General features: G+C 71.8%; 11 protein-coding genes. 5 read left to right on the forward strand and 6 right to left on the reverse strand.

The window, feature by feature from the left end:
- Positions 1-177: 177 nt before the first annotated feature.
- Positions 178-783, reverse strand: coding sequence for a helix-turn-helix domain-containing protein (locus AB0C26_RS02455; protein ID WP_360240268.1), 606 nt, complete (start codon positions 781-783; stop codon positions 178-180).
- A 638-nt stretch (positions 784-1,421) separates the two neighbouring features.
- Between AB0C26_RS02455 and AB0C26_RS02460 the strand changes: the two genes are divergently transcribed.
- A complete protein-coding gene (locus tag AB0C26_RS02460) occupies positions 1,422-2,543 on the forward strand; it encodes an epoxide hydrolase family protein (RefSeq protein ID WP_360240271.1) in 1,122 nt (373 codons plus the stop codon).
- Complete coding sequence (locus tag AB0C26_RS02465) at positions 2,540-4,210, forward strand: gamma-glutamyltransferase (protein WP_360240274.1); 1,671 nt, start codon at positions 2,540-2,542, stop codon at positions 4,208-4,210. The genes AB0C26_RS02460 and AB0C26_RS02465 overlap by 4 nt, the downstream gene beginning before the upstream one ends.
- Here AB0C26_RS02465 and AB0C26_RS02470 read toward each other — a convergent pair.
- Positions 4,200-5,855, reverse strand: coding sequence for an alpha/beta fold hydrolase (locus AB0C26_RS02470; RefSeq protein WP_360240277.1), 1,656 nt, complete (start codon positions 5,853-5,855; stop codon positions 4,200-4,202). The two genes, AB0C26_RS02465 and AB0C26_RS02470, sit on opposite strands and share 11 nt — an antisense overlap.
- 46 nt (positions 5,856-5,901) lie before the next feature.
- Here AB0C26_RS02470 and AB0C26_RS02475 point away from each other — a divergent pair, with 46 nt between their 5' ends.
- A complete protein-coding gene (locus AB0C26_RS02475) occupies positions 5,902-7,206 on the forward strand; it encodes an FAD-binding oxidoreductase (protein WP_360240280.1) in 1,305 nt (434 codons plus the stop codon).
- Entirely contained in the window at positions 7,203-7,979 is a 777-nt protein-coding gene (locus AB0C26_RS02480) for an NmrA family NAD(P)-binding protein (protein ID WP_360240283.1), read from the forward strand. The genes AB0C26_RS02475 and AB0C26_RS02480 overlap by 4 nt, the downstream gene beginning before the upstream one ends.
- Before the next feature lie 43 nt (positions 7,980-8,022).
- Here the strand turns inward: AB0C26_RS02480 and AB0C26_RS02485 are convergent, their stop codons facing one another.
- Both AB0C26_RS02485 and AB0C26_RS02490 read right to left on the reverse strand, forming a co-directional pair.
- Positions 8,023-12,894, reverse strand: coding sequence for a carbohydrate-binding protein (locus tag AB0C26_RS02485; RefSeq protein ID WP_360240286.1), 4,872 nt, complete (start codon positions 12,892-12,894; stop codon positions 8,023-8,025).
- Between the two features lie 13 nt (positions 12,895-12,907).
- On the reverse strand, positions 12,908-13,591 hold the full coding sequence (locus AB0C26_RS02490; RefSeq protein ID WP_360240289.1) for a hypothetical protein: 684 nt from the start codon (positions 13,589-13,591) through the stop codon (positions 12,908-12,910).
- Between the two features lie 303 nt (positions 13,592-13,894).
- Between AB0C26_RS02490 and AB0C26_RS02495 the strand changes: the two genes are divergently transcribed.
- On the forward strand, positions 13,895-15,385 hold the full coding sequence (locus AB0C26_RS02495; protein WP_360240292.1) for a hypothetical protein: 1,491 nt from the start codon (positions 13,895-13,897) through the stop codon (positions 15,383-15,385).
- Here the strand turns inward: AB0C26_RS02495 and AB0C26_RS02500 are convergent.
- Positions 15,371-16,402 (reverse strand): WxL protein peptidoglycan domain-containing protein, encoded by a 1,032-nt coding sequence (locus tag AB0C26_RS02500; RefSeq protein ID WP_360240295.1) that lies wholly within the window; start codon positions 16,400-16,402, stop codon positions 15,371-15,373. The two genes, AB0C26_RS02495 and AB0C26_RS02500, sit on opposite strands and share 15 nt — an antisense overlap.
- Positions 16,403-16,466: 64 nt before the next feature.
- Entirely contained in the window at positions 16,467-18,422 is a 1,956-nt protein-coding gene (locus tag AB0C26_RS02505; protein WP_360240298.1) for a fibronectin type III domain-containing protein, read from the reverse strand.
- Positions 18,423-18,430: the final 8 nt, after the last annotated feature.

Consider the following 18,430-nt stretch of genomic DNA (forward strand, 5'->3'; position numbering starts at 1 on the left):
CGCGGGCCCGCAAGCGGTCCGGCGATGACCCGGTCGGCGCGGCTACGTTACTGGCGCCAGCGCCAGCCGAGTTCCGCGTCGGTGGGCTCGCGACCCGGTCGGCGTGGGTAGGTTATCGGCGCCAGCGCCCGCCGACTTCCGCGTCGGTGCGCTCGGGACCTGGTCGGCGCGAGTACGTTACTGGCGCCAGCGCCAGCCGAGTTCCGCGTCGGTGGGCTCGGGACCCGGCAGGTCGGTGCCGGCGCGGATGCCGTCGAGCAGGACGGTCAGGTAGCGCTCGCGCAGTTCCTTGGTGCGTTCGGCGTCGGGAATCCGAACCGCCGCGCACATCTCCAGCAGCATCGTCACGTCGGCCATCACGACACCCGAGCGCAGCGACGGGCGAGCTCGGTCGAACAGAACCGCGGCCAGGTCGTTCGCCCGGGCGGCGTCGTCGTCCATCTCCGCCGTCGGCGTGAACGTGCCGGCCAGATGCACGGTCAGCGAGTGAACGTCCGCGTCGACAACCGTGCGCAGGAAGTTCTCGAACGCGACCCAGCCGTCCGGCTCGGCCGTGGCGTCCTCGGCCGCCGCGATGAAGGTCTTGAGGCCGTCATGGCACAGCACCCGCAGCAGTTCCTCTTTGCTGGGGTACCGCCGGTACAGCGCACTGATCCCGACCCCGGCTCGCTCCGCGACCTCCGAGATCGGCGCCCGCTTGTCAGCGATGAAGACGTCCCGAGCCGCAGCCAGGATCGCGGTGTCATTCAGGGCCGCCCTGCGGGCCCGCTCAGAGATCGCCATAGCCACAGCCTACCGGAACGGAACGTTCCGCTCCGCTCTCGTACGGAGGAACGCAGGCAAAGGCGCGGACAGGAGAACGCGGGCGAAGGGCCCGGGAGGAGAACGCAGCCAAGGTCCGGGCAAAAGAAGGCAGCCAAGGGACTCACTCAGACGCGGAGGGCATCGGCGACATGCGGCATGTGCGGATTACTCGGCTCGGACGGGGCGCGGCAGAAGACCGCAGGAGGGCTCGGCCAGAGAACTCGGGCCGGAAGGCACGGATACGGGACGCCCAGACACGGGACAGCTGACCAGGAAGAGCGCGGTTAGACAGAGCAGGCCCGGTAGGGCGCGGCCAGGCAGTGCGCGGCCAGACAGAGCGCGACCAGACAGAGCGCGGCCAGACAGAGCGCGGCCAGACAGAGCGCGGCCAGACAGAGCGCGGCCAGACAGGGCGCGGCCAGACAGGGCGCGGCGCGGTGAGAAACCGAGCGCAGGAAGCGGCATGACAGGAGAACGCGGACAAGAAGGACACGATGTGGGATGCGGTCGAGGAGGCGCCGGAGCTTTGCGGAACAGAGTATTCCGTTCCGCTGCGTCTCGGAGTACAGTCGATAGCGGAACGGAACATTCTGTTCCGCTGATGGAGGAGACTGGTAATGACCGCGATCCGCCCCTTCCGCATTGACATCTCTGACGCTGAGATCGCTGATCTTCGTGAGCGCCTTGCTCGTACTCGGTGGTCGCCTGAGGTTCCGGGGCAGGGGTGGGTGCGGGGTGTGCCGGTTGACTACCTGCGTGGGCTGGCCGAGTACTGGGGTGGGCAGTTCGACTGGCGGGGCGCTGAGGCGCGGCTCAATGAGCTTCCGCAATTTCTGACCGAAGTGGACGGGCAGACCCTGCACTTCGCTCACGTGCGCTCGGACAATCCGGAGGCGACGGCGCTGGTGTTCGCCCATGACTGGCCGGGGTCCTTCGCGCTCTACCTTCCGGTTGTCGAGGCGCTCAAGGCGGACTTCCACCTCGTACTCATAAGCACTCCGGGTGTTGGCTTCTCCGGGCCTTTCACCACCGCGGGGTGGAACACGCCGAAGATCGCGGGGGCCTACCACGAGGTCATGCGGCGGCTGGGGTACGAGCGGTACGGCGTGCAGGGCACCGGGGGTGGCGGCGCCATCGCCGTCGAGATGGGGCGGCAGGCGCCCGAGCGGGTGATCGGCGCCCACGTCAACGGGCACATCACGTTCCCCACCGGGGATCCGGCCGAGTTCGACGGGCTCACCGAGGCCGAGCAGGGGCGGCTGCAGCGCCTTCAGGAGTTCCGGGACGACAAGATGGGCTTCAACGTCATTCAGTCGACGCGGCCGCAGACCCTCGCGTACGGGCTGCACGACTCGCCCGTCGGGCAGCTCTCCTGGATCGCCGAGAAGTTCAAGGAGTGGACCGATCCGGCGGCCGAACTGCCCGAGGACTCCGTCGGCATCGATCTGCTGCTCACCAACGTCAGCCTCTACTGGTTCACCGGCACCGCCGGCTCGTCGGCCAACCTGTACTGGGAAGCCGCGCACGACCCGGCGGCCTGGGCCCCGAAGCCCCGCTCCACCTTCCCGCTGGGCGTGGCCCTCGGCGTCACCGACATCACCATCCGCCGGTTCGCCGACCGCGACACCCCGGTCACCCACTGGACCGAGCTGCCGGCCGGCGGCAACTTCCTCTCGGCCGAGGAGCCGAAACTTTTCATCGACGACGTACGGGCGTTCTTCTCTAGTCTTTCCGCATGACCCTCGCCGTCGCACTGGCCGCGCCCCACCCGGGCGCGGCCGGCGCCGCCCGCACGATCGACGGGAACGCCTTCGACGCCGCCCTGGCCGCGGCCGCCGCGCTGACCGTCGCCTATCCGCACCAGTGCTCGATCGGCGGCGACCTGGTGGCGATCGTCCGCCCGGCCGGCCGGCCACCACGGGCCGTGCTCTCGATCGGCGCCGCCGCGGCCGCGACCGATGTGGAAGCCCTTCGCGCGGCCGCATCCGATGGGGAGGCGCGGCGCGCGGCCGCGACGAATGTGGCGGCGCGGCGCGCGGCCGCGACGAATGTGGCGGCTCGGCGTGCGGTCGGCGCTCACATGCCGGTCGCCGGTCCGCAGACCGTCACCGTGCCGGGCGTGGTGGCGGGATGGGCGGCGATCGCCGAACTGGGCGCCACCCGCCCCCTGCACGAGCTGCTGGGCCCGGCGATCGCCCTGGCCGAGAAGGGCGTGGCGGTGAGCCCGGGCCTGCGCCGCGCGGCCCAGGCCGGGCTGGACGTCATCCGCGCCGACCCCGGTCTCACCGCCCTGCTCATGGATGGCGACCGGCTGCGCGATCACCTCGTACAGCCGGCTCTGGCCCGGACTTTGACCTCGATCGCCGAGGACTGGCGGTCCTTCTATGACCGGTCGCCGCTGGTCGAGGGGCTCCGCAAGCTGGGTAGCGCTCTGACCGGAGCCGACTTCGCGGCGCACCGGGCCGAGGTGGTGGATCCGTTGAGCCGGGAGGTCGACGGGGTTGTCTGGTCGGCGGCGCCGCCTCCGGTGCAGGGAGCCACGTTCCTCGACCTGGTCGGCTCGGGAACGTTGCTCGCGGACGCCTGGCGAGCCCGGGCCGCCCGCGATGCCTTCCTGGGCGATCCCCGAACTAGGCCGATCGATCTGGACGGCCTTCTGCCCCATCACTCCGAGGGCGCGGAAGCCTTAAGCAGCAGATCGGGAATATCCGAATTGCGAGAAGAGAAGGCGAGCGGTAAGGACGGGCGGGGTGAACGCGCGAGGGGCGAAGACGCGCGAGGGGCGAACGCAAGGAGCGAACGCGCGAGGGGTGAACGCGCGAGCGGAGAAGGCGCATGGGGTGGGCGTGCGAGCGGCGACACCGTGGCGGTCAGCGCCGTGGACAGTGCGGGGAACGCCGTCACGCTGATCCAGAGTGTGTTCTTCAGTTTTGGGGCGGGGCTGCTCGATCCCGCTACGGGCGTCGTCCTGCACAACCGGGGGTCGTCGTTCAGCCTCGATCCGGCGCATCCGGGGCGGATCCGAGGGAGTTCGCGGCCGCCGCACACCCTGTGCCCGACCATCGCGGTCACCCGTGACGGTGTCATCGCCCTCGGGTGTCAGGGTGGGCGGTCGCAGCCGTGGATTCTCGCTCAAGTGGCGGCCGATGTCGTGGGCGCGCGGGACCTGAATCAGCTCGTGGGCCGGCCCCGCTGGGTCATCGGGGCCGGTGAGATCGGGCGGACCGTGCCCACCCTGCTGCTCGAGCCGGGGCTGGCCGCGGAGGCCGGTGATTACGCCGTCGAGAGCACGTCGGGGCCGCATGACGACGCCGGGCACGTTCAGGTGGCCCGGCTGCGCGGGGATGTTCTCGACGCCGGCAGCGACCCGCGCGCCGACGGCGTCGCGGTTGTTCTCAGGCCGTGAGGAAGTCCGTCGCGTACCTTCTCAGCTCGGCCGAGTCCGTGAACCACAGGGCGTCGGTTCCGGGCGCGACCCGCAGGTGGGCCGACGGCAGGTGGGCGGCCAGGTAGTGCGCGTGTCCTATGTCGACGTTGAGGCAGTTGCGGCGGTGCAGGATCAGGGTCGGCGCGGTCACCTCGGGCAGCCGATGGCGTACGTCGGCGCCGGTCGCCACCGCTCGGATCGCGGCCGCCGGTGCGGGGGCGGCGGCTCGGCGGCCCAGGCGGTTCCACCACTGCCGGAAGGTTTCGTCGGCGGCCACGCTCGGCGCCGCCTGCGCCACCGAATCCATGCCGCGGGCCGGTGAGACGGTGTCACGGATCAGGGTCTCGGTGGTACGGCGGTCCAGGCCGTACGGATAATCGCCGCTCCTCGTGTATCGCGGGAAACACTGGGCCAGGACCAGGCGTCGTACGCGGTCCGGATGCCGGGCGGCGAACTCCAGCGCCACCAGGCCGGTGTCGAAGTTGGCGAACAGGTCGGTGCGGCGGATCCCGGCGGCGTCGAGGACCCGGCGTACGTCGTCGGCCCACTGCTGCAGCGGCGGCCGCTCCGGGTCGAGCGGGTCGGAGAGGCCGATGCCGCGCCGGTCGAGGCAGAGCACCGCGGCGTGCTCGGACAGAGCGTTGAGAGCGGTTCGGGCGTACGGGCCGTCGAGCAGCCCGTCGATGGTGAGCATCCCCGGGTTGAGCACGACGAGGTCGTGGCCGCGGTCCGACAGCCGGCTGTACGCGGTCGAGCCGGTTCCGTCGGTGGCGTAGCGGACCGCGGCGGTCGCGGGTGGCCGCAGCACTTCCGTCTGCGCGGCGCGCAGCGCGGCCGACGGGTCGAGGCCGACCTCGACGAGCGCGGCCCGGGCGGTGGCCGCGGCCCGCAGCGCCTCGGTCGGCCGGCCGGCCCGGTTCAGCGCGCGCACGTAGTGGGCCCACAGTGGCTCGTCCAGCGGGTCGGCGGTGGTCAGCCGTTCCAGCTCGCCCAGGGCCGCGCCCGGGTCGGCTCCCGCCACGAGGCAGCCGAGGTGTTCCTGGATGAGGAGCCGCCGCTCCTGCCGCCAGCCTTGGCGCAGCGCCGCCGCCGCGACCGTGTCCGGCAGTTCCGGGTCGCCGCGCCACAGTTCGCGCGCCTCGGCCAGCACCGCCGCCGCGCTGTCCGGCCGCCCGTCCCCGAGCAGCCGCCGGGCCCGGGCGCGGGCGTCCGCGATCAGCCCGACGTCGGTGTGGCCCGGCTCGATCGCGAGGCGATAGGCGTCCCGCCCGACCCGCTCGATCCGGGCGCCGACGTCGACGGCGTCCCTCGACTCAGCGCCGTCCTCGGAATCAACCCCGGCTCGGCGACCAGGAAAGCCGCCGGGACCAGAAAGGGCAGCGGTGCCGGAAAGGGCGACGGACGTGGAAAGCGCCGCGCGGATGCGGGAAAGATGGGCGCGCAGTGTCTTGACCGCCGACGGCGGTGGGTCGTCCCAGAGCAGCCGGGCCATCTCGTCCAGGGTGACCGCGGCCGGCGCGTGAACGGTCAGGACGGTCAGCAGCTCCCGGGCCTTGCGTTCCAGCCGTGGCCCGGAACGCACCCCGGCCGTCCCCAGCACCCGCACGACACATCCGGACCACATCCACACAGCATCCGTCCCGGGCCGCCGCCTGCATAGCTTCGGCCGCATGACGACCTTCATCGCAAGCGGCCCGGTGTTCCGCCCCGGCGACGCCGGCTACGACGGGCACCGGGCCGGCTGGCAGCGGGCCTTCGCGTCGCGGCCGGCCGTCATCGTGGCGGCCGCGGGCCCGGACGACGTACGCCAGGCCGTGCTCACCGCCCGCGAGCACGCCCTGCCTTTCGCCGTGCAGGCCACCGGGCACGGCATCCTCGCACCCGCTGACGGCGGCCTGCTGCTCAAGACCACCGCCCTCGACCGCGTCGAGATCGATCCCCGACGCCGGATCGCCCGGGTCGGGCCGGGCGCGGTGTGGGCCGACGTCAACCGGGCCGCCGCCCGGTACGGGCTGGCCGGGCTGGCCGGTCGCTGCAGCACCGTCGGGGTCACCGGCTACACGCTCGGCGGCGGCCAGTCGTGGTTGTCGCGGACCTTCGGCTTCGCCGCCGACAGTGTCGTCCGCGCCGACGTCGTCACCGCCGGCGGGACCACGCTCACCGTGTCGGCCGATCAGCATCCGGATCTGTTCTGGGCGCTGCGCGGCGGTGGCGGCAACTTCGGCGTCGTCACTTCGCTGGAGTTCCGGCTCTATCCCGTACGGCGGGTGTTCTCCGGCATGTCCCTCTATCCGCTGGAGCGCGCGCCGGCCACGCTCGCCGCCTACCGTGATTGGGCTCCCGGCGAGCCGGAGGCCATGAACACGGCCGTCCTGCTGGTCCGCGAGCCGTCGAGCGGGCGCCGCCTGCTGGCGATCCGGGCCTTCCACCATGGCGACGACGGCCACCGGGTGCTCGCCCCACTGCTCGCGGCGGCCGGGCCGCCGCTGGTCGACGCGTACGCGATGCGCTCTTTTCCCGACGCGAGCGACGCCACCAACGGCCCGGACGCGCCGCCGATGGCCGTCCGCCAGGAGATCGAGCTCTTCCGCACGCTGCCCGACGACCTGCTGGACACGGTCGTCACGGCCGGCGCCCCCGACTCGCCGCTCGGGTTCGTCGAGGTACGCCACTGGGGTGGCGCCATGGCCCGCCCCGGCCCGGGCGCCGGTCCGGCCGGGCACCGCGACGTGCCGTTCTCGGTCATGGCCGTCGGGCCGAGTCCGGCCGGCGACGAGGCCCTGGACCGGCTGTCGGCACGGCTGCGCCCGTACGCGACCGGCGGTTCCTTCCTCACCCTGCTGACCGATCCGTCACGGACCCGTGACGCCTTCACCACCGCCAACTACACGCGCCTGGCCGCGATCAAGCGCGTGTGGGATCCCGGCAACTTCTTCCATCAGGGCCACAACATTCCACCGGAGGTAATCCCATGACCCGCGTCCTCGTCACCGGCGCTGCCGGAAGAGTCGGCACCCACCTCGTCCGCGAACTGCGGGCGCGGGGAGCCGAAGTCCACACGGCCGTGGAGGACATGCGACCCGGCGATCGCGTCTATGTCTGCGCCGCCGACGGCCCCGAGAAGGTCGCCCGGGAGACCGCGGTGATCGACGCCGCCACCCGGGCCGGCGCCGAACGGATCGTCAAGCTCTCCGCGATGCACGCCGACCCCGCCTCGGCTCTGCCCGCCTTCAAGTGGCACGGCGAGATCGAGGATCACCTGCGCAAGACGGAGATGCCGGCCGTGATCCTGCGGCCCGCGTTCTTCATGGCCAACCTGCTCATGGTGGCCGAGGGTGTCGCACACACCGGCCTGCTGCCCGCGCCCACCGCGGGCCGGCGGGTCGCGATGATCGACATCCGCGACGTGGCCGCCGGCGCCGCCGCGGCCCTGCTCGACGAGGGGCACGAGGGTCAGGCGTACGACCCCACCGGCCCCTCGGCCGTGACGTTCGCCGACGTGGCGGCGGCGATAGCGGACGCGACCGGCCGTCCGGTCCGCGCGCTCGACCTGACCGAGGAGCAGGCCCGCCCGCGCTTCGAGGGGGCGGGCCGGCCGGACTGGCTCGCCGCCCATCTGGCCGGTGTCTTCGCCCTCATCCGGGCCGGCGGCTTCGAGCACGCCACCGGTCACGTCGAGGCCCTCACCGGCCGCCCGGCCCGCGACATCGGCGCCTTCGCCCGCGAGCACGCCGCCGCGTTCGCATAGAGAAAGGGGCCCGCGCACGACGTGCGCGGGCCCCGAGGGAGAACTACTTGATCAGCTTCCAGGGGCCGGACGCGGCGCCCGGTGCCTGGTTGCGGTTCCACCACTTCGCCTCGTACACGTGCTCCTTGTACGTGGCCCGGTCCCCGCCGAGATAGACCGTCGTCGGGGTCCAGTCGGCCGGGCTGTTGTCCGGCTTGGGCGGGGCGACCTCGGCCCACGGGCCGTTCGGGTCGCCCGGCTTCTGGTTGCGGGTGTACCAGCGGGCCTTGAACGACTTGCCGTCGTACAGCGCGACGTCGCCCGCCTGGAAGATCCGCGACGCGGTCCACACGGCGTCACCAGCCTCGGTCATGGCCAGTTCCTGCCAGGCTCCGTTCGGGTCGCCCGGTGCCGCTCCGCGAGCGTAGTAGGACGCGGTGAAGACCTTGCCCTGGTACGTGACCCGGTTGCCGGCCTGGTAGGCCGTCGTCGCGTTCCACGCCGCCGGCAGCCGGACCACCTGCGTCGCGGTCACCGTGCCGGCCTCGAGCGTGTCGCTGCCCGAGTAGGACACGGTCAGCTCGTGGTCTCCGCCGGCGAGGCCCTTGGGTAGGGCGATCACCGCCGTACCACCGGAAAGCGCGGCCGAACCGAGCACCTTGGCCCCCTCACTGACCGCCACGGTGCCCACTCCACCGGCGACCTTGATCGTCACCGGCGCCGCGGTCCCCCAGTCGACCGGCGTGGTGGTCACGCCGATCGCGGGCTTGGCTTTGGTGGTACGGAACACCGCGGGCTGGGCGACCGCAAGACCGCCGTCCGCGCTACGCGCCGAGACGACCCACGCGTACGCCGTCACCGGCTGCAACTTCGACCAGGTCACCGAGGCCGTGCCGGCCGCGTCGAGCGTGGTCGCGCCGATCACACCGCCGGGCACGTACGCGGCCAGCGAGTCCGTGCTGAACGACGTCTTCCGGCTGGTCAGGTCGACCGGCAGGGTGAGGTTGTCCTCGGCGCCGTTGTAGCGGGGCTTGGTCTGGCTGCCGTCCTGGCGGATGTCGTACTCGGTCGCCCCGAAGTTGTTCAGGAACGGCGAGTACGTGTCGATGTGCAGCTCGGCCCGCTTGACGTCGAACTGGAGCAGCCGCAGGAAGCTCGCGCCGAACTGGAGACGGTCGGTGGCCTTGTGGTCGATCTTGCCGTCGCCGTTGACGTCGATGTCGCCGTTGGCGTCGACCTTGTCGGGCCACAGCTCCGAGCTGGCCACCGTGTAGAACTGGTAGTCGGCCAGCAGCTCGACCACGTCGTGGGTCTTGGTGACGCCGATGTTCGACTTCAGGTTGGTGCCGACGCCGTGCTCGTGCCCGGCGAGCACGAGGAAGACGTTCGGGTTGCTCTCCACCACCTGCTTGTAGAGGGCCGATCCGTCCGGCTCGGAGAACGCCGCCCCGCGGCCGTCGGCGTTGGCCGACGGCTTCAGGTAGTCGTGCGAGAGCAGGATGCCGTTGCGGTCCTTGTACTTCTTGAAGATGGTGTCGGCCCACTGCGCCTCGTCGCGCGTGACCCCGTACGACAAACCGACCGCGACGAAGTCGAGCCCGCCCGCGCTGAACAGGACGTAGTTGTTCTGGTTGTCCTTGCCCGGGGTGGCGCCGCTCTCGTCCCAGGAGTGGTATTCGGCGCCGGCCGGCCACGACTTGGCGACCTTGTAGTAGCGGTCGGCGCTGAACGTCTTGCTGAACCGGGAGCCGGGACCGGTCTCGGCCCCGAGCTGGTTGTCGTGGTTGCCGGCGATGACCTGGTTGACCACGCCGTTGTCGTCGAGCACCTTCTGGTTGCCCGAGGAGACCGCGAGCTCCTTCTCGACCTGCTCGTTCAGGCCCGGCCGCAGCAGCGAGCCGTCGGCCTTGCGGGCCAGCGGGTCGTAGTAGTCGTTCTCGATCACGTCACCGGTGTGCGCGGTGTAGGCGATCTTCCGCTGGGCCGCGTTGTCGGCGATCCACTGCGTCTCCGACCGGTACGCCTTCTGCCAGATCGCCTGCTCCTCGGCCGTCTCGACGTCGGACGCCTCGTCGGCGCCGTCCCAGTCGTTGTACGTGCCGCCGGCCGCGCCCTCGGTGATGTACTGCGTGTCGGTGAAGTGCGCGAGCGAGAAGTCGTACGTGGACGGGTCCTCGAACCGGTCCTTGTCGTTCTGCGCGCTCGAGTCACGCGGCGACAGGTCGTCGGCGAACGGGTCCTCGCCGGTGACCAGCACGTGCGCGGTGCCGCCGGCGCGGTAGCCGGCGGGCAGGGCCGCGGTCAGCACCGTGGCCTTGCCGGACTGGCCTCGCGAGCTGGTGAGCACGACCCACTTGCCGCCGGCCGCGTCCCACACGCGCAGGGCGGCGACCCGGGCCGGGTCGATGGTGCCTTCCCAGCGCAGCGTCGGCTCCTGGGCCGGGGTGCCCACGGCCAGGTCGTACCGCTGGAACACCACGTCCCGGCCGGACGGGGTGTCGACCGTCTTCCCGTCCAGGGGCCGCAGCGAGTTCACGTCGACGGCGGCGTCGTGGGCCACGTCCAGCGTGGTCGGCACGGTGTCGGAGACGCCCTGGTAGCCGCCGGTCGGCAGCACCACGCCGGCCGCGGTGAAGGTCGCCGTGGCCGGCCCGTCGAGCTTGGCCGACAACGTGGCCGAGTCACCGTCGGCGACGGCCTCCAATGAAGTCGGCACCGCCGGGATGTAGGCGCTGGTGAAGTGGATCTCCCGCGTCGCCGTGTTGCCCAGCACGTCGGTCGCGGTGACGGCGATCGTGTGCGCGCCGGCGGGCAGGCCGTGCCCGATCTTGTCGCCCTCCTTGACGGCCTTGCCGTCCAGGGTGACCGCCGGTGTGCCGGCCACCCCCGAGGCGTCCTTGACGCCGACGGTCAGCGCCACGGTCGAGGTGAGCTTCTGCCCCTCGGCCGGGGTGCTGTCCGCGATCTCGGGGGCGGTGTTGTCGACGGTGATCCGGCGGGTCGAGGTCTTGTCCCCCACGACGGCCGTGACGGTGTGCCTGCCGTCGGCGAGGGACGCGGTGTCGAGGTCGGCCCGCCTGCCCAGCGCCGGCAGCGCCGTGCCGTCGGCGGCGGTCACGTAGAACATGATCGTGGCGTCGAGCGTGGCGTTGTGGCTGCTGCCGCAGGTGCCGTCGCCGACGTAGACGGTGACCGGCGATCCGGCCGGGTAGCTCGCCGAGCCGACCGTGACCGTGGTGCCGGCGATCAGGCGAGTCACCTGGGTCGCCCTACCACCGGCCGGGGTCAGCGCGAAGTCCCGCAGCGTGAAATCGTCGTAGTTGGCGCAGCTGCTGCCGTGGTCGTTGCCGGCCACGAACTCGACACTGTTGAGGCCCGGCACCAGCCACTCGTTCGGGAAGGCGAGGTCGGCCGTCTCCTTCTCCCAGAGGCCGAGGTCGAGCGGGATGCCGTTGATCAGCACCTTGTTGTCGTAGCCACCGTCGGAGCCGTTGCCGCCGACGAAGACCTTCAGGTGAGCGTCGCCCCCACTGCCGAGAGTTCCGGTGGTACGGGTGGTGGGCGCCCCCGCGACGCCGAAGTGCAGCTCGAGGTCCTTGTTGGCGCCGCACGTGCCGTCACCGAGCGCGATCGACTCGGCGGTGGTGGCCGCCTTCGTGCCGGCGGTGACGAGGTACGTCGTACCGGCCGTGACCGTGCCCTCGGTCGACAGCGTCAGCGTGGCCGAGCTGCGGGTGACCTTGAAGTCGTCGTGGTTGGCGCAGGTGGCGCCGGCCGACGTGCCGTTGTACGTGCCGGTGCGCAGCTCGACGACGTTGTCGCCGCTGTGCAGGAAGCGGGCCGGGAACGGCAGGCTGACCGTCTCGGCCCCGGCCACGCCGTAGTCGCCGCCGAGGTCGACGCGGTTGCCGTTGACCAGCAGGTAGTTGTGGTACTTGGCCTCGATCGAGTTGCCGGCCTCGACGGTCAGGGCCAGCGTGGCCGAGGTGCCGGCCAGCGTCTCGTCGTCCTCGGCGTCCTTGCCGTCGACGGCGAGCTTCGCGACCGCCTCGCCGCCGCCGGTGGCCGGGGCCGCGATGATCCGCTGCTCGCCGCGGACCAGCACGCCGTCGGCCGGGGTGATCTTCGCGGCGCCGGCCGGGTCGTTGTTGACCTCGACCGTGGCGCTCGCGGTGCCGCCGGTCGCGGTGACGGCCGCGATCGTGTGCGTGCCGTTGCTCAGCTTCGTGGTGTCCAGATCGGCCCCGAGGCCGGCGGTGCTGCCCGGCTCACCGGAGATCACGAAGGTCAGCGGCTGAGTCAGCAGCTTCTTCGAGGTGCCGCAGGTGCCGTCGCCGAAGCTGTAGCTGAACGCGTTCTGCTCGCTGTCGGCGACCACGCCGAGCAGGCCGAGCCCGATGCTGCTGATCGCGAAGTCGTCGTAGTTCGGGCAGCGCAGTCCCTCGCCGTTGGGCAGGGTCTCGACGCCGGTGGCGGTGGTGCTGGTCGTGTCGACCCAGTTGGCGCCGGCGTTGACGGTGACCGTGTTGACGCCACTGTGCAGCCACTCGCCGGGGATGTCGACAGTGCCGCGCACGCCGCCGGCGATGTCCGGCAGGTAGAGACGGTCGGCCTCGGCGGTGTGGCCGTTCACCACCAGATAGTTGTGGTAGCGGCCCTCGGTGCCGTTGCCGCCCATGTCGAAGCTGAGGTGGGCGGTGCCGGCGGTCTTGTCGGCGTCCAGCGCCTTGCCGTCGACGGTGAGGGCGACGACGGCGTCGCCCTCGGTGGTCGGGTCGGCGGTGATGCGGGTGGTGCCGTCGAGCGTCCGCCCGTCGCTCACGTTGAGCGTGGGCGGGCTGCCCGCGGCCGTCGTCTGTGCCCCCGCGGTCGCGGGTGCGACGACGGCGGCGGTGACGGCGACCATGAGCACAGGCCACAGGGCCCTGCGGTTCATGGAGGGTGTCTCCTTATGTGGGGTGGGTGGTGCCTCGCCGGCGCACCGCCACGACCAGCACGATCACGACGAGGAGCACGCCGAGGGCGACCCCGCCGATCTGTACGGCGGCGCTGCGCCCGAGATCTGGTTCGTCCGCCGCGACGTCGCCGAGGACCCAGTCGTGGGTGACCTCGCCGTCGCGGTAGACGGCGTGCTGGCCGCCGGGTCCGGTGGCCAGCGTCTGATAGGCCGGGTTGAGATCGGTCAGGGTGCGCACGGCGACGGCGGCCCGGCCGACCGGCGCCGGGCAGGCATAGTCGACGGTCACGCCCTCGCGGGCCAGGTCCTTGGGCGCCAGCACGGTTCCGGGGCACGCTTCTCCGGCGCCGGTCACGGTGATCTGCTTGAGGAGGTACGCGGCCAGCTGCGCCGACGGGCCGACCGCACCGGCGTCCGACGCCTGGTAGAAGACGGCCCCGTCGAGGAGGACGCGGTCCTCGGGCAGCACGCCCAGCGCCACACCGAGCAGCGTGAGGTCGTCGAGCCCGCCCACCTTCCAGCGGATCCGGACGACCTCGGGGCGGGCCGGGTCGAGCGCGACGGTGACGGTCTGTGGATCGCCGAACGGGTGGGCCGCGGCCGGCCGCGCGGGCAGGAGCGCTCCCACGGCGACGAGCAGAAGGATCGCGGCGAGACGCCGTCCGAAGTGGTGCACGGACGTGAATCCTGTGGGTCCCCTGAGAAGTCCAGTGCTAGCTGACTTGATCAGCAGGAGAAGGGCTGGTTAAGGAAGAGCGCCGGCGCCCCTCCCCCCGAGGGACACCGGCGCTCGGGCCGGCACGGCGTTTGCCGCCACCGTGCGGCCACGAAGCTCGCCCGCCAGCGAGCTTTCCAAGGGTGCCTCCGGGCGCGAGGGTACCCAGGTGGCGGCCGCGATCGTAGATCGATTGCAACCGGAACGCGCCCGTGCAACTTTCTCGATTGCATTGATCTCGTCACGGCAAGTAAGTTCGATCGAGTGCCGGCAGCCACCCCTCGCGAGCGGATCGGCTGGTTGCTCCGGGTCAACCGGCGCCTGGCCCGCGATCCCCGCTGGCGCACCGGCAAGGTCTTCGCCGCCGCCTTCCGCCCGCCGGGCGACCGCCCGCTCGCCGAGTCCCAGATCACCCGCTGGGAGAACGGCACGACCAGCGCGCCGCGGGCGGCGATCCGGCGGTACGAGGACCTGCTCGGGCTCGCCCCGCATTCGCTGACCACGCTGAAGGACGCCCTCGACCGGGCCACCGGTGAGCCGGCCGCCACGGCCGAGGCGGGCGATCCGCGGCGGCTGCACGCCCTGCTCGAGGTGGCCACCGGCGCCGGCCCGATCACCGGCGGCGAGTGGGACGAGCTGACCGACCTGGTCCGGGCCCGGCCCGGCCTGGTCCTGCACCCGCCGCGGCTCTGGCAGAGCCTGTCGCAACGGCTGCTCACCGAGCTGGCGGTGGCCGAGAACAGCGCCTGGCTGCAACGGCAGGAGGCGATGAGCCGGCTGCTCGGTCACCCCGACGCCGGGGTGCACGCGGTCGACGCCTGCATCCGGCTCGCCTCGGACCCCGGCAACCCGGTGGTCGTCGAGCCGTTGTCCCTGCTGGACACGACGGCCCACCCGGACGCGAACGGCCACATCCGCCGGATGATCGCCGCCGACGGCGACGACCGGGCGCGGTACGGCGCGCTGCTCGCCGCCGTCCGCAAGATCCGGGTCCGGCACTTCAGCCCCGGCGAGCTCGGCGACATCGGCCGCTCGGTGAACGCCCTGCTCGCCGACCCCGGCCTGGCCGGCATGCTGCGCCCGCTCGCGGCCGAGGTCAACCGCGCCCTGACCGGCGAGACCCCGCCCTCGGCGGGTGGCTTCTCCTCGGATGCCGGAGTCAAGGCCCGGCTCATAGTGGCCCGCGCCTGCTCACAGGCACCCGTCGACCGGCCGGCCGAGGTCACCCTGGCCCGCCTGATCGGCGAGTGCCTCGACAGCGACAACCCGGACGAGCGCCTGCTCTCCTCGATGTTCGTGGCGGCCACCCCGCTGCGCGAGCCGGTGGCCGCGGCCATCCTCGACCGGGTCGTGACCGATCTGCGCGGGCGCCGTGACACCGACCTCGACGCCGCGCTGCGGACCCTGACCAACCTCGGCTCCGAGGTGCACCGCCCGCTGATCGGCCAGATCCTGACCGAGCGCGAGTTCGGTGAGCGGGCCCGCTACGCGGCGGCCTGGGCCACGCCGCACTGCGCGGGCGCGTTCCCGGAACCGGCCTGGAGCCGCATCCTGGCCATCCAGCTCGCGGCCTGGCAGCGCTCCCCCGACGGCCTCGGCCGCGAGATCCTGCACGGCGTCACGTACGGCATCGGCACCGACAGCCACCGCGGCCTGCTGCACCGCGTCCGCGAGGACGCCCGCATGCCCCAGGAGGCCCGCACCACCGCGTCGTGGCTGCTCACCACCCCGGCGGTGATCTCAGCCGGCCGCTGAGGCCTTGTCGCGCAGGGCGTCGGCGACGGCGTCGCGGACCCGGGCGTCCTCGCGGGCCCGGCGGCGGGCGCGGCTGCGGCGGGTCAGGACGACGGCGGCCACGACGATCGCGATCAGGGCGACGATCAGCGCGAGCAGCGTCCACGGCCAGGCCCAGCCGTGCGCGGTGGCGCTCACCTTGTCGAGCGAGCTGGTCGAGCCGGAGGCGTCGGTGAGCTGCGGTACCAGCGTGACCGTGGCGTCGAGCAGGATCGCGGCGGTGACGCCCTCGACCGGGACGGAGACCTTCCAGCTCTCGCCGGGCAGCAGCTCCGGCGGATTGGCGATCGTGGTGGTCTCGGCCTTGAACAGGCCGAACGGGCCGGTGATCTGCACGCCCTGCTGGGCCGTCTCGACCGCGTTGCCGACATTGTGGATCGTGTAGTCGACGGTCGCGGTGCCCCGGCCGAACGGGTTCGCGGTGCCGTCGTACGAAATATGGGTGTCCTCGATCGTCAAAGCGGGCGTGAGGTCGCCACCCACCCGGAGCTTGATCTTGATGCCGAGCCGGCGGTCGACGTTCACCTGAGCGGTGTCGTCGGCCTGGGTCAGCGAGGTGATGATGCCGCCGACGTAGTCGCCCGGCGTCGCGTTCGACGGGATCTCGACGGTGAACGGCACGGTGACCGTCTTCCCGGCCGCGACCGTCACGTCCTTGCGGGCCGCGTGCACCCAGGCCCCGACGCCCTTGCCCGTGGCGTCCGCGCCCTTGAGGTCGAGCGTGCCGGTGTCGGTGGTGAAGCCGTCGGCGGCGTACACGCCCAGCTTGAGCGCCGTCTTCCCGCGGTTCGCGACGACCAGCCCGTCCTTGGCCTGTCCGCCCGGGTTCACGGCGTAGCTGAAGCTGGACCGGGTGGCGCCGAAGCTGTTGGACTCCGTCCGTACCGTCCAGGTGACGTCGCCCTCGTCGGCGAAAGCGGGCGTCGGCACCATGCTCACGAGGAAGATGGCGGCGAACAGGGCAAGTCTGGTCTTCATCGGTAAATCCCTACGTAGAAAGCGGGGCGGCCCTCGCAGGCGCCGCCCCGCCGGTGAAACTCGATCAGCTGCTGAGCGCGGTGATCGTGAGGGTGGTGCGGTAGGTGCCCTTGGCCGCGTCGCCCGGGACCTTCAGGTCCAGGCCGGCGCTGACCTTGGCGGTGCCGCGGGCGTGGCCCTGCTCGGCCGACGCGAGACCGCGCGAGACCGACAGACCGTCCCCGTTGCCGCCGAAGCCCGAGGCCACGGCCGCACCGGCCTTGGCGCCGGCGCCGTTGGCGATGACGCCCGGGGTCCAGCCGAGGTTGGCGCCCGAGAACGACTTGTCGGCGTCCTTGAAGTCGCCCACGCTGGCCGCGATCGACCACGGCGAGAGGGTGCGACGGGTGTCGGAGACGACGATCGGGTTGATCTCACCGCTGGCGGCGAAGTAGTCGCCGGTGGTGTTCTCCTTGGCGGTGCCGAGGTCGACCAGGCCGTTGTAGCCGTCGATCGTCCAGCCGAACTCGCCGGGCGCCGCGTTCGGCACGGCGACCTGGATCTGCTGGCCGTCACCGTTGTACGGGTGCACGGTCACCTTGTCGACGATGGAGCCGACCGGCTGGCCGCTCTCGGTGTTGGTGCAGGAGACGCCCTTCTCCACCGCCGCGTTCGGCGCCGCGCAGGTGCCGCTGCGGAGGTTCTGGACGACCAGCTTGTCGCCGCGGACCTCGACCTTGACGTACGAGCGGACGTGCTCCTGGTTCTGGACCGAGTTGTACCAGTAGTTCTCCGGCTTGAGCGGGTCCGGGCCGTTGCCGGGGCCGCTGGTGCCGCTGCTGTCGGGCTTGGTGATGTCGTAGTACTTCGAACCCGAGGCCGAGTTCGCGGTCACGTACAGGACACCGCCGGGGCCCGCGGTGACGTCGGCGGCGCCCGGCTGCTCGTCCGGGTTGGCCTTGGCACCGTTCTTGATCAGGTAGCTGCGGGTGTAGACGTGGTCGTGGCCCTGCAGCACCAGGTCGACGCCGAGCTTCGAGAAGGTGGTCGGGAAGTCCGTCCGGCGTACCTTGTTGTCGCCGTCCTTGGCGTGCGACGCGGCCGAGTAGATGGCGTGGTGGTAGACCAGCACCGTCCACTTCGCCTCGGCGCCGTGCTTGTTGATCACATCGGTGACGTAGGCCAGGTGGGCCTCGTCGCCGCCACCACCCTGCGAGGTGGCGTAGGAGTTGCTGTTCAGGTCGATGAACAGCGTGTCCTTGTAGATGTAGTAGTAGTCGCCGCCCGAGGTGTTGGAGGTCGGCTGGCCGTTGGCGTAGTAGGACGCCGAGCGGTCCGTGTTCGGGGTGAACAGGTGCTGCTCGTACGCCTTGCCGCCGACGTCGTGGTTGCCGATGGTGGCCGCCCACGGAACCGACTTCAGCTGCGGCGGGGCCAGGAACGCGTTCCACTGGGCCTCGGTGTTGGCCGTCTCGACCTGGTCGCCGCCGGACACCAGAAGCTCGGCGTTCGGGTTGGCCGCCGTCGAGACGTTCACCGTGTCCACCCAGCCGGCCTGGTCCTTGGCCAGGTCGCCGGAGGCGCCGATCTGCGGGTCGCCGTAGAACAGGAAGTCGTAGTCGCCCTCGAAGTCCTGGGTCTTGAAGGCGTACGCCGGCGACCAGTTGCCCTCGGAGCCCACCCGGTACGAGTACGGGGTGTTCTCCTTCAGCCCGGTGATCGTCGCGTGCCGGTTGAAGCCACCGCTGGTCGCGATGTTCGCCGCTCCCACCGCGGCGAACGTCGCCGAGTTCGCGGGGAACTCGCCGTTGACGATCGAGGCGGTGGGCGCGAGCTGGACCTGCTGGGCGGTGTCGGCCGAGGAGTACCAGGTGACGATGCGCTGGGTCTCGTCGGCGCCCACGCCCAGGATGATGGCGCTGAGCGTGGCCGTGTCGGCCGCGCTCGCGGGGGTGGCCAGGCCGCCGCCGAGGGCGATGGCGAGGCCGAGTACCGCCGCGCCGGCGGTCGCGCCGACGCGATGGTGCCTGCTGGATCTCATCGTTTTTC

The sequence above is a fragment of the Actinoplanes sp. NPDC048796 genome (assembly GCF_040650035.1).
Lineage (GTDB): Bacteria > Actinomycetota > Actinomycetes > Mycobacteriales > Micromonosporaceae > Actinoplanes.

Coding starts and splice junctions, on each gene's coding strand:
- AB0C26_RS02455 (WP_360240268.1), bottom strand. CDS start 783: ATGGCGATCTCTGAGCGGGCCCGCAGGGCGGCCCTGAATGACACCGCG.
- AB0C26_RS02460 (WP_360240271.1), top strand. CDS start 1,422: ATGACCGCGATCCGCCCCTTCCGCATTGACATCTCTGACGCTGAGATC.
- AB0C26_RS02465 (WP_360240274.1), top strand. CDS start 2,540: ATGACCCTCGCCGTCGCACTGGCCGCGCCCCACCCGGGCGCGGCCGGC.
- AB0C26_RS02470 (WP_360240277.1), bottom strand. CDS start 5,855: ATGTGGTCCGGATGTGTCGTGCGGGTGCTGGGGACGGCCGGGGTGCGT.
- AB0C26_RS02475 (WP_360240280.1), top strand. CDS start 5,902: ATGACGACCTTCATCGCAAGCGGCCCGGTGTTCCGCCCCGGCGACGCC.
- AB0C26_RS02480 (WP_360240283.1), top strand. CDS start 7,203: ATGACCCGCGTCCTCGTCACCGGCGCTGCCGGAAGAGTCGGCACCCAC.
- AB0C26_RS02485 (WP_360240286.1), bottom strand. CDS start 12,894: ATGAACCGCAGGGCCCTGTGGCCTGTGCTCATGGTCGCCGTCACCGCC.
- AB0C26_RS02500 (WP_360240295.1), bottom strand. CDS start 16,402: ATGAAGACCAGACTTGCCCTGTTCGCCGCCATCTTCCTCGTGAGCATG.
- AB0C26_RS02505 (WP_360240298.1), bottom strand. CDS start 18,422: ATGAGATCCAGCAGGCACCATCGCGTCGGCGCGACCGCCGGCGCGGCG.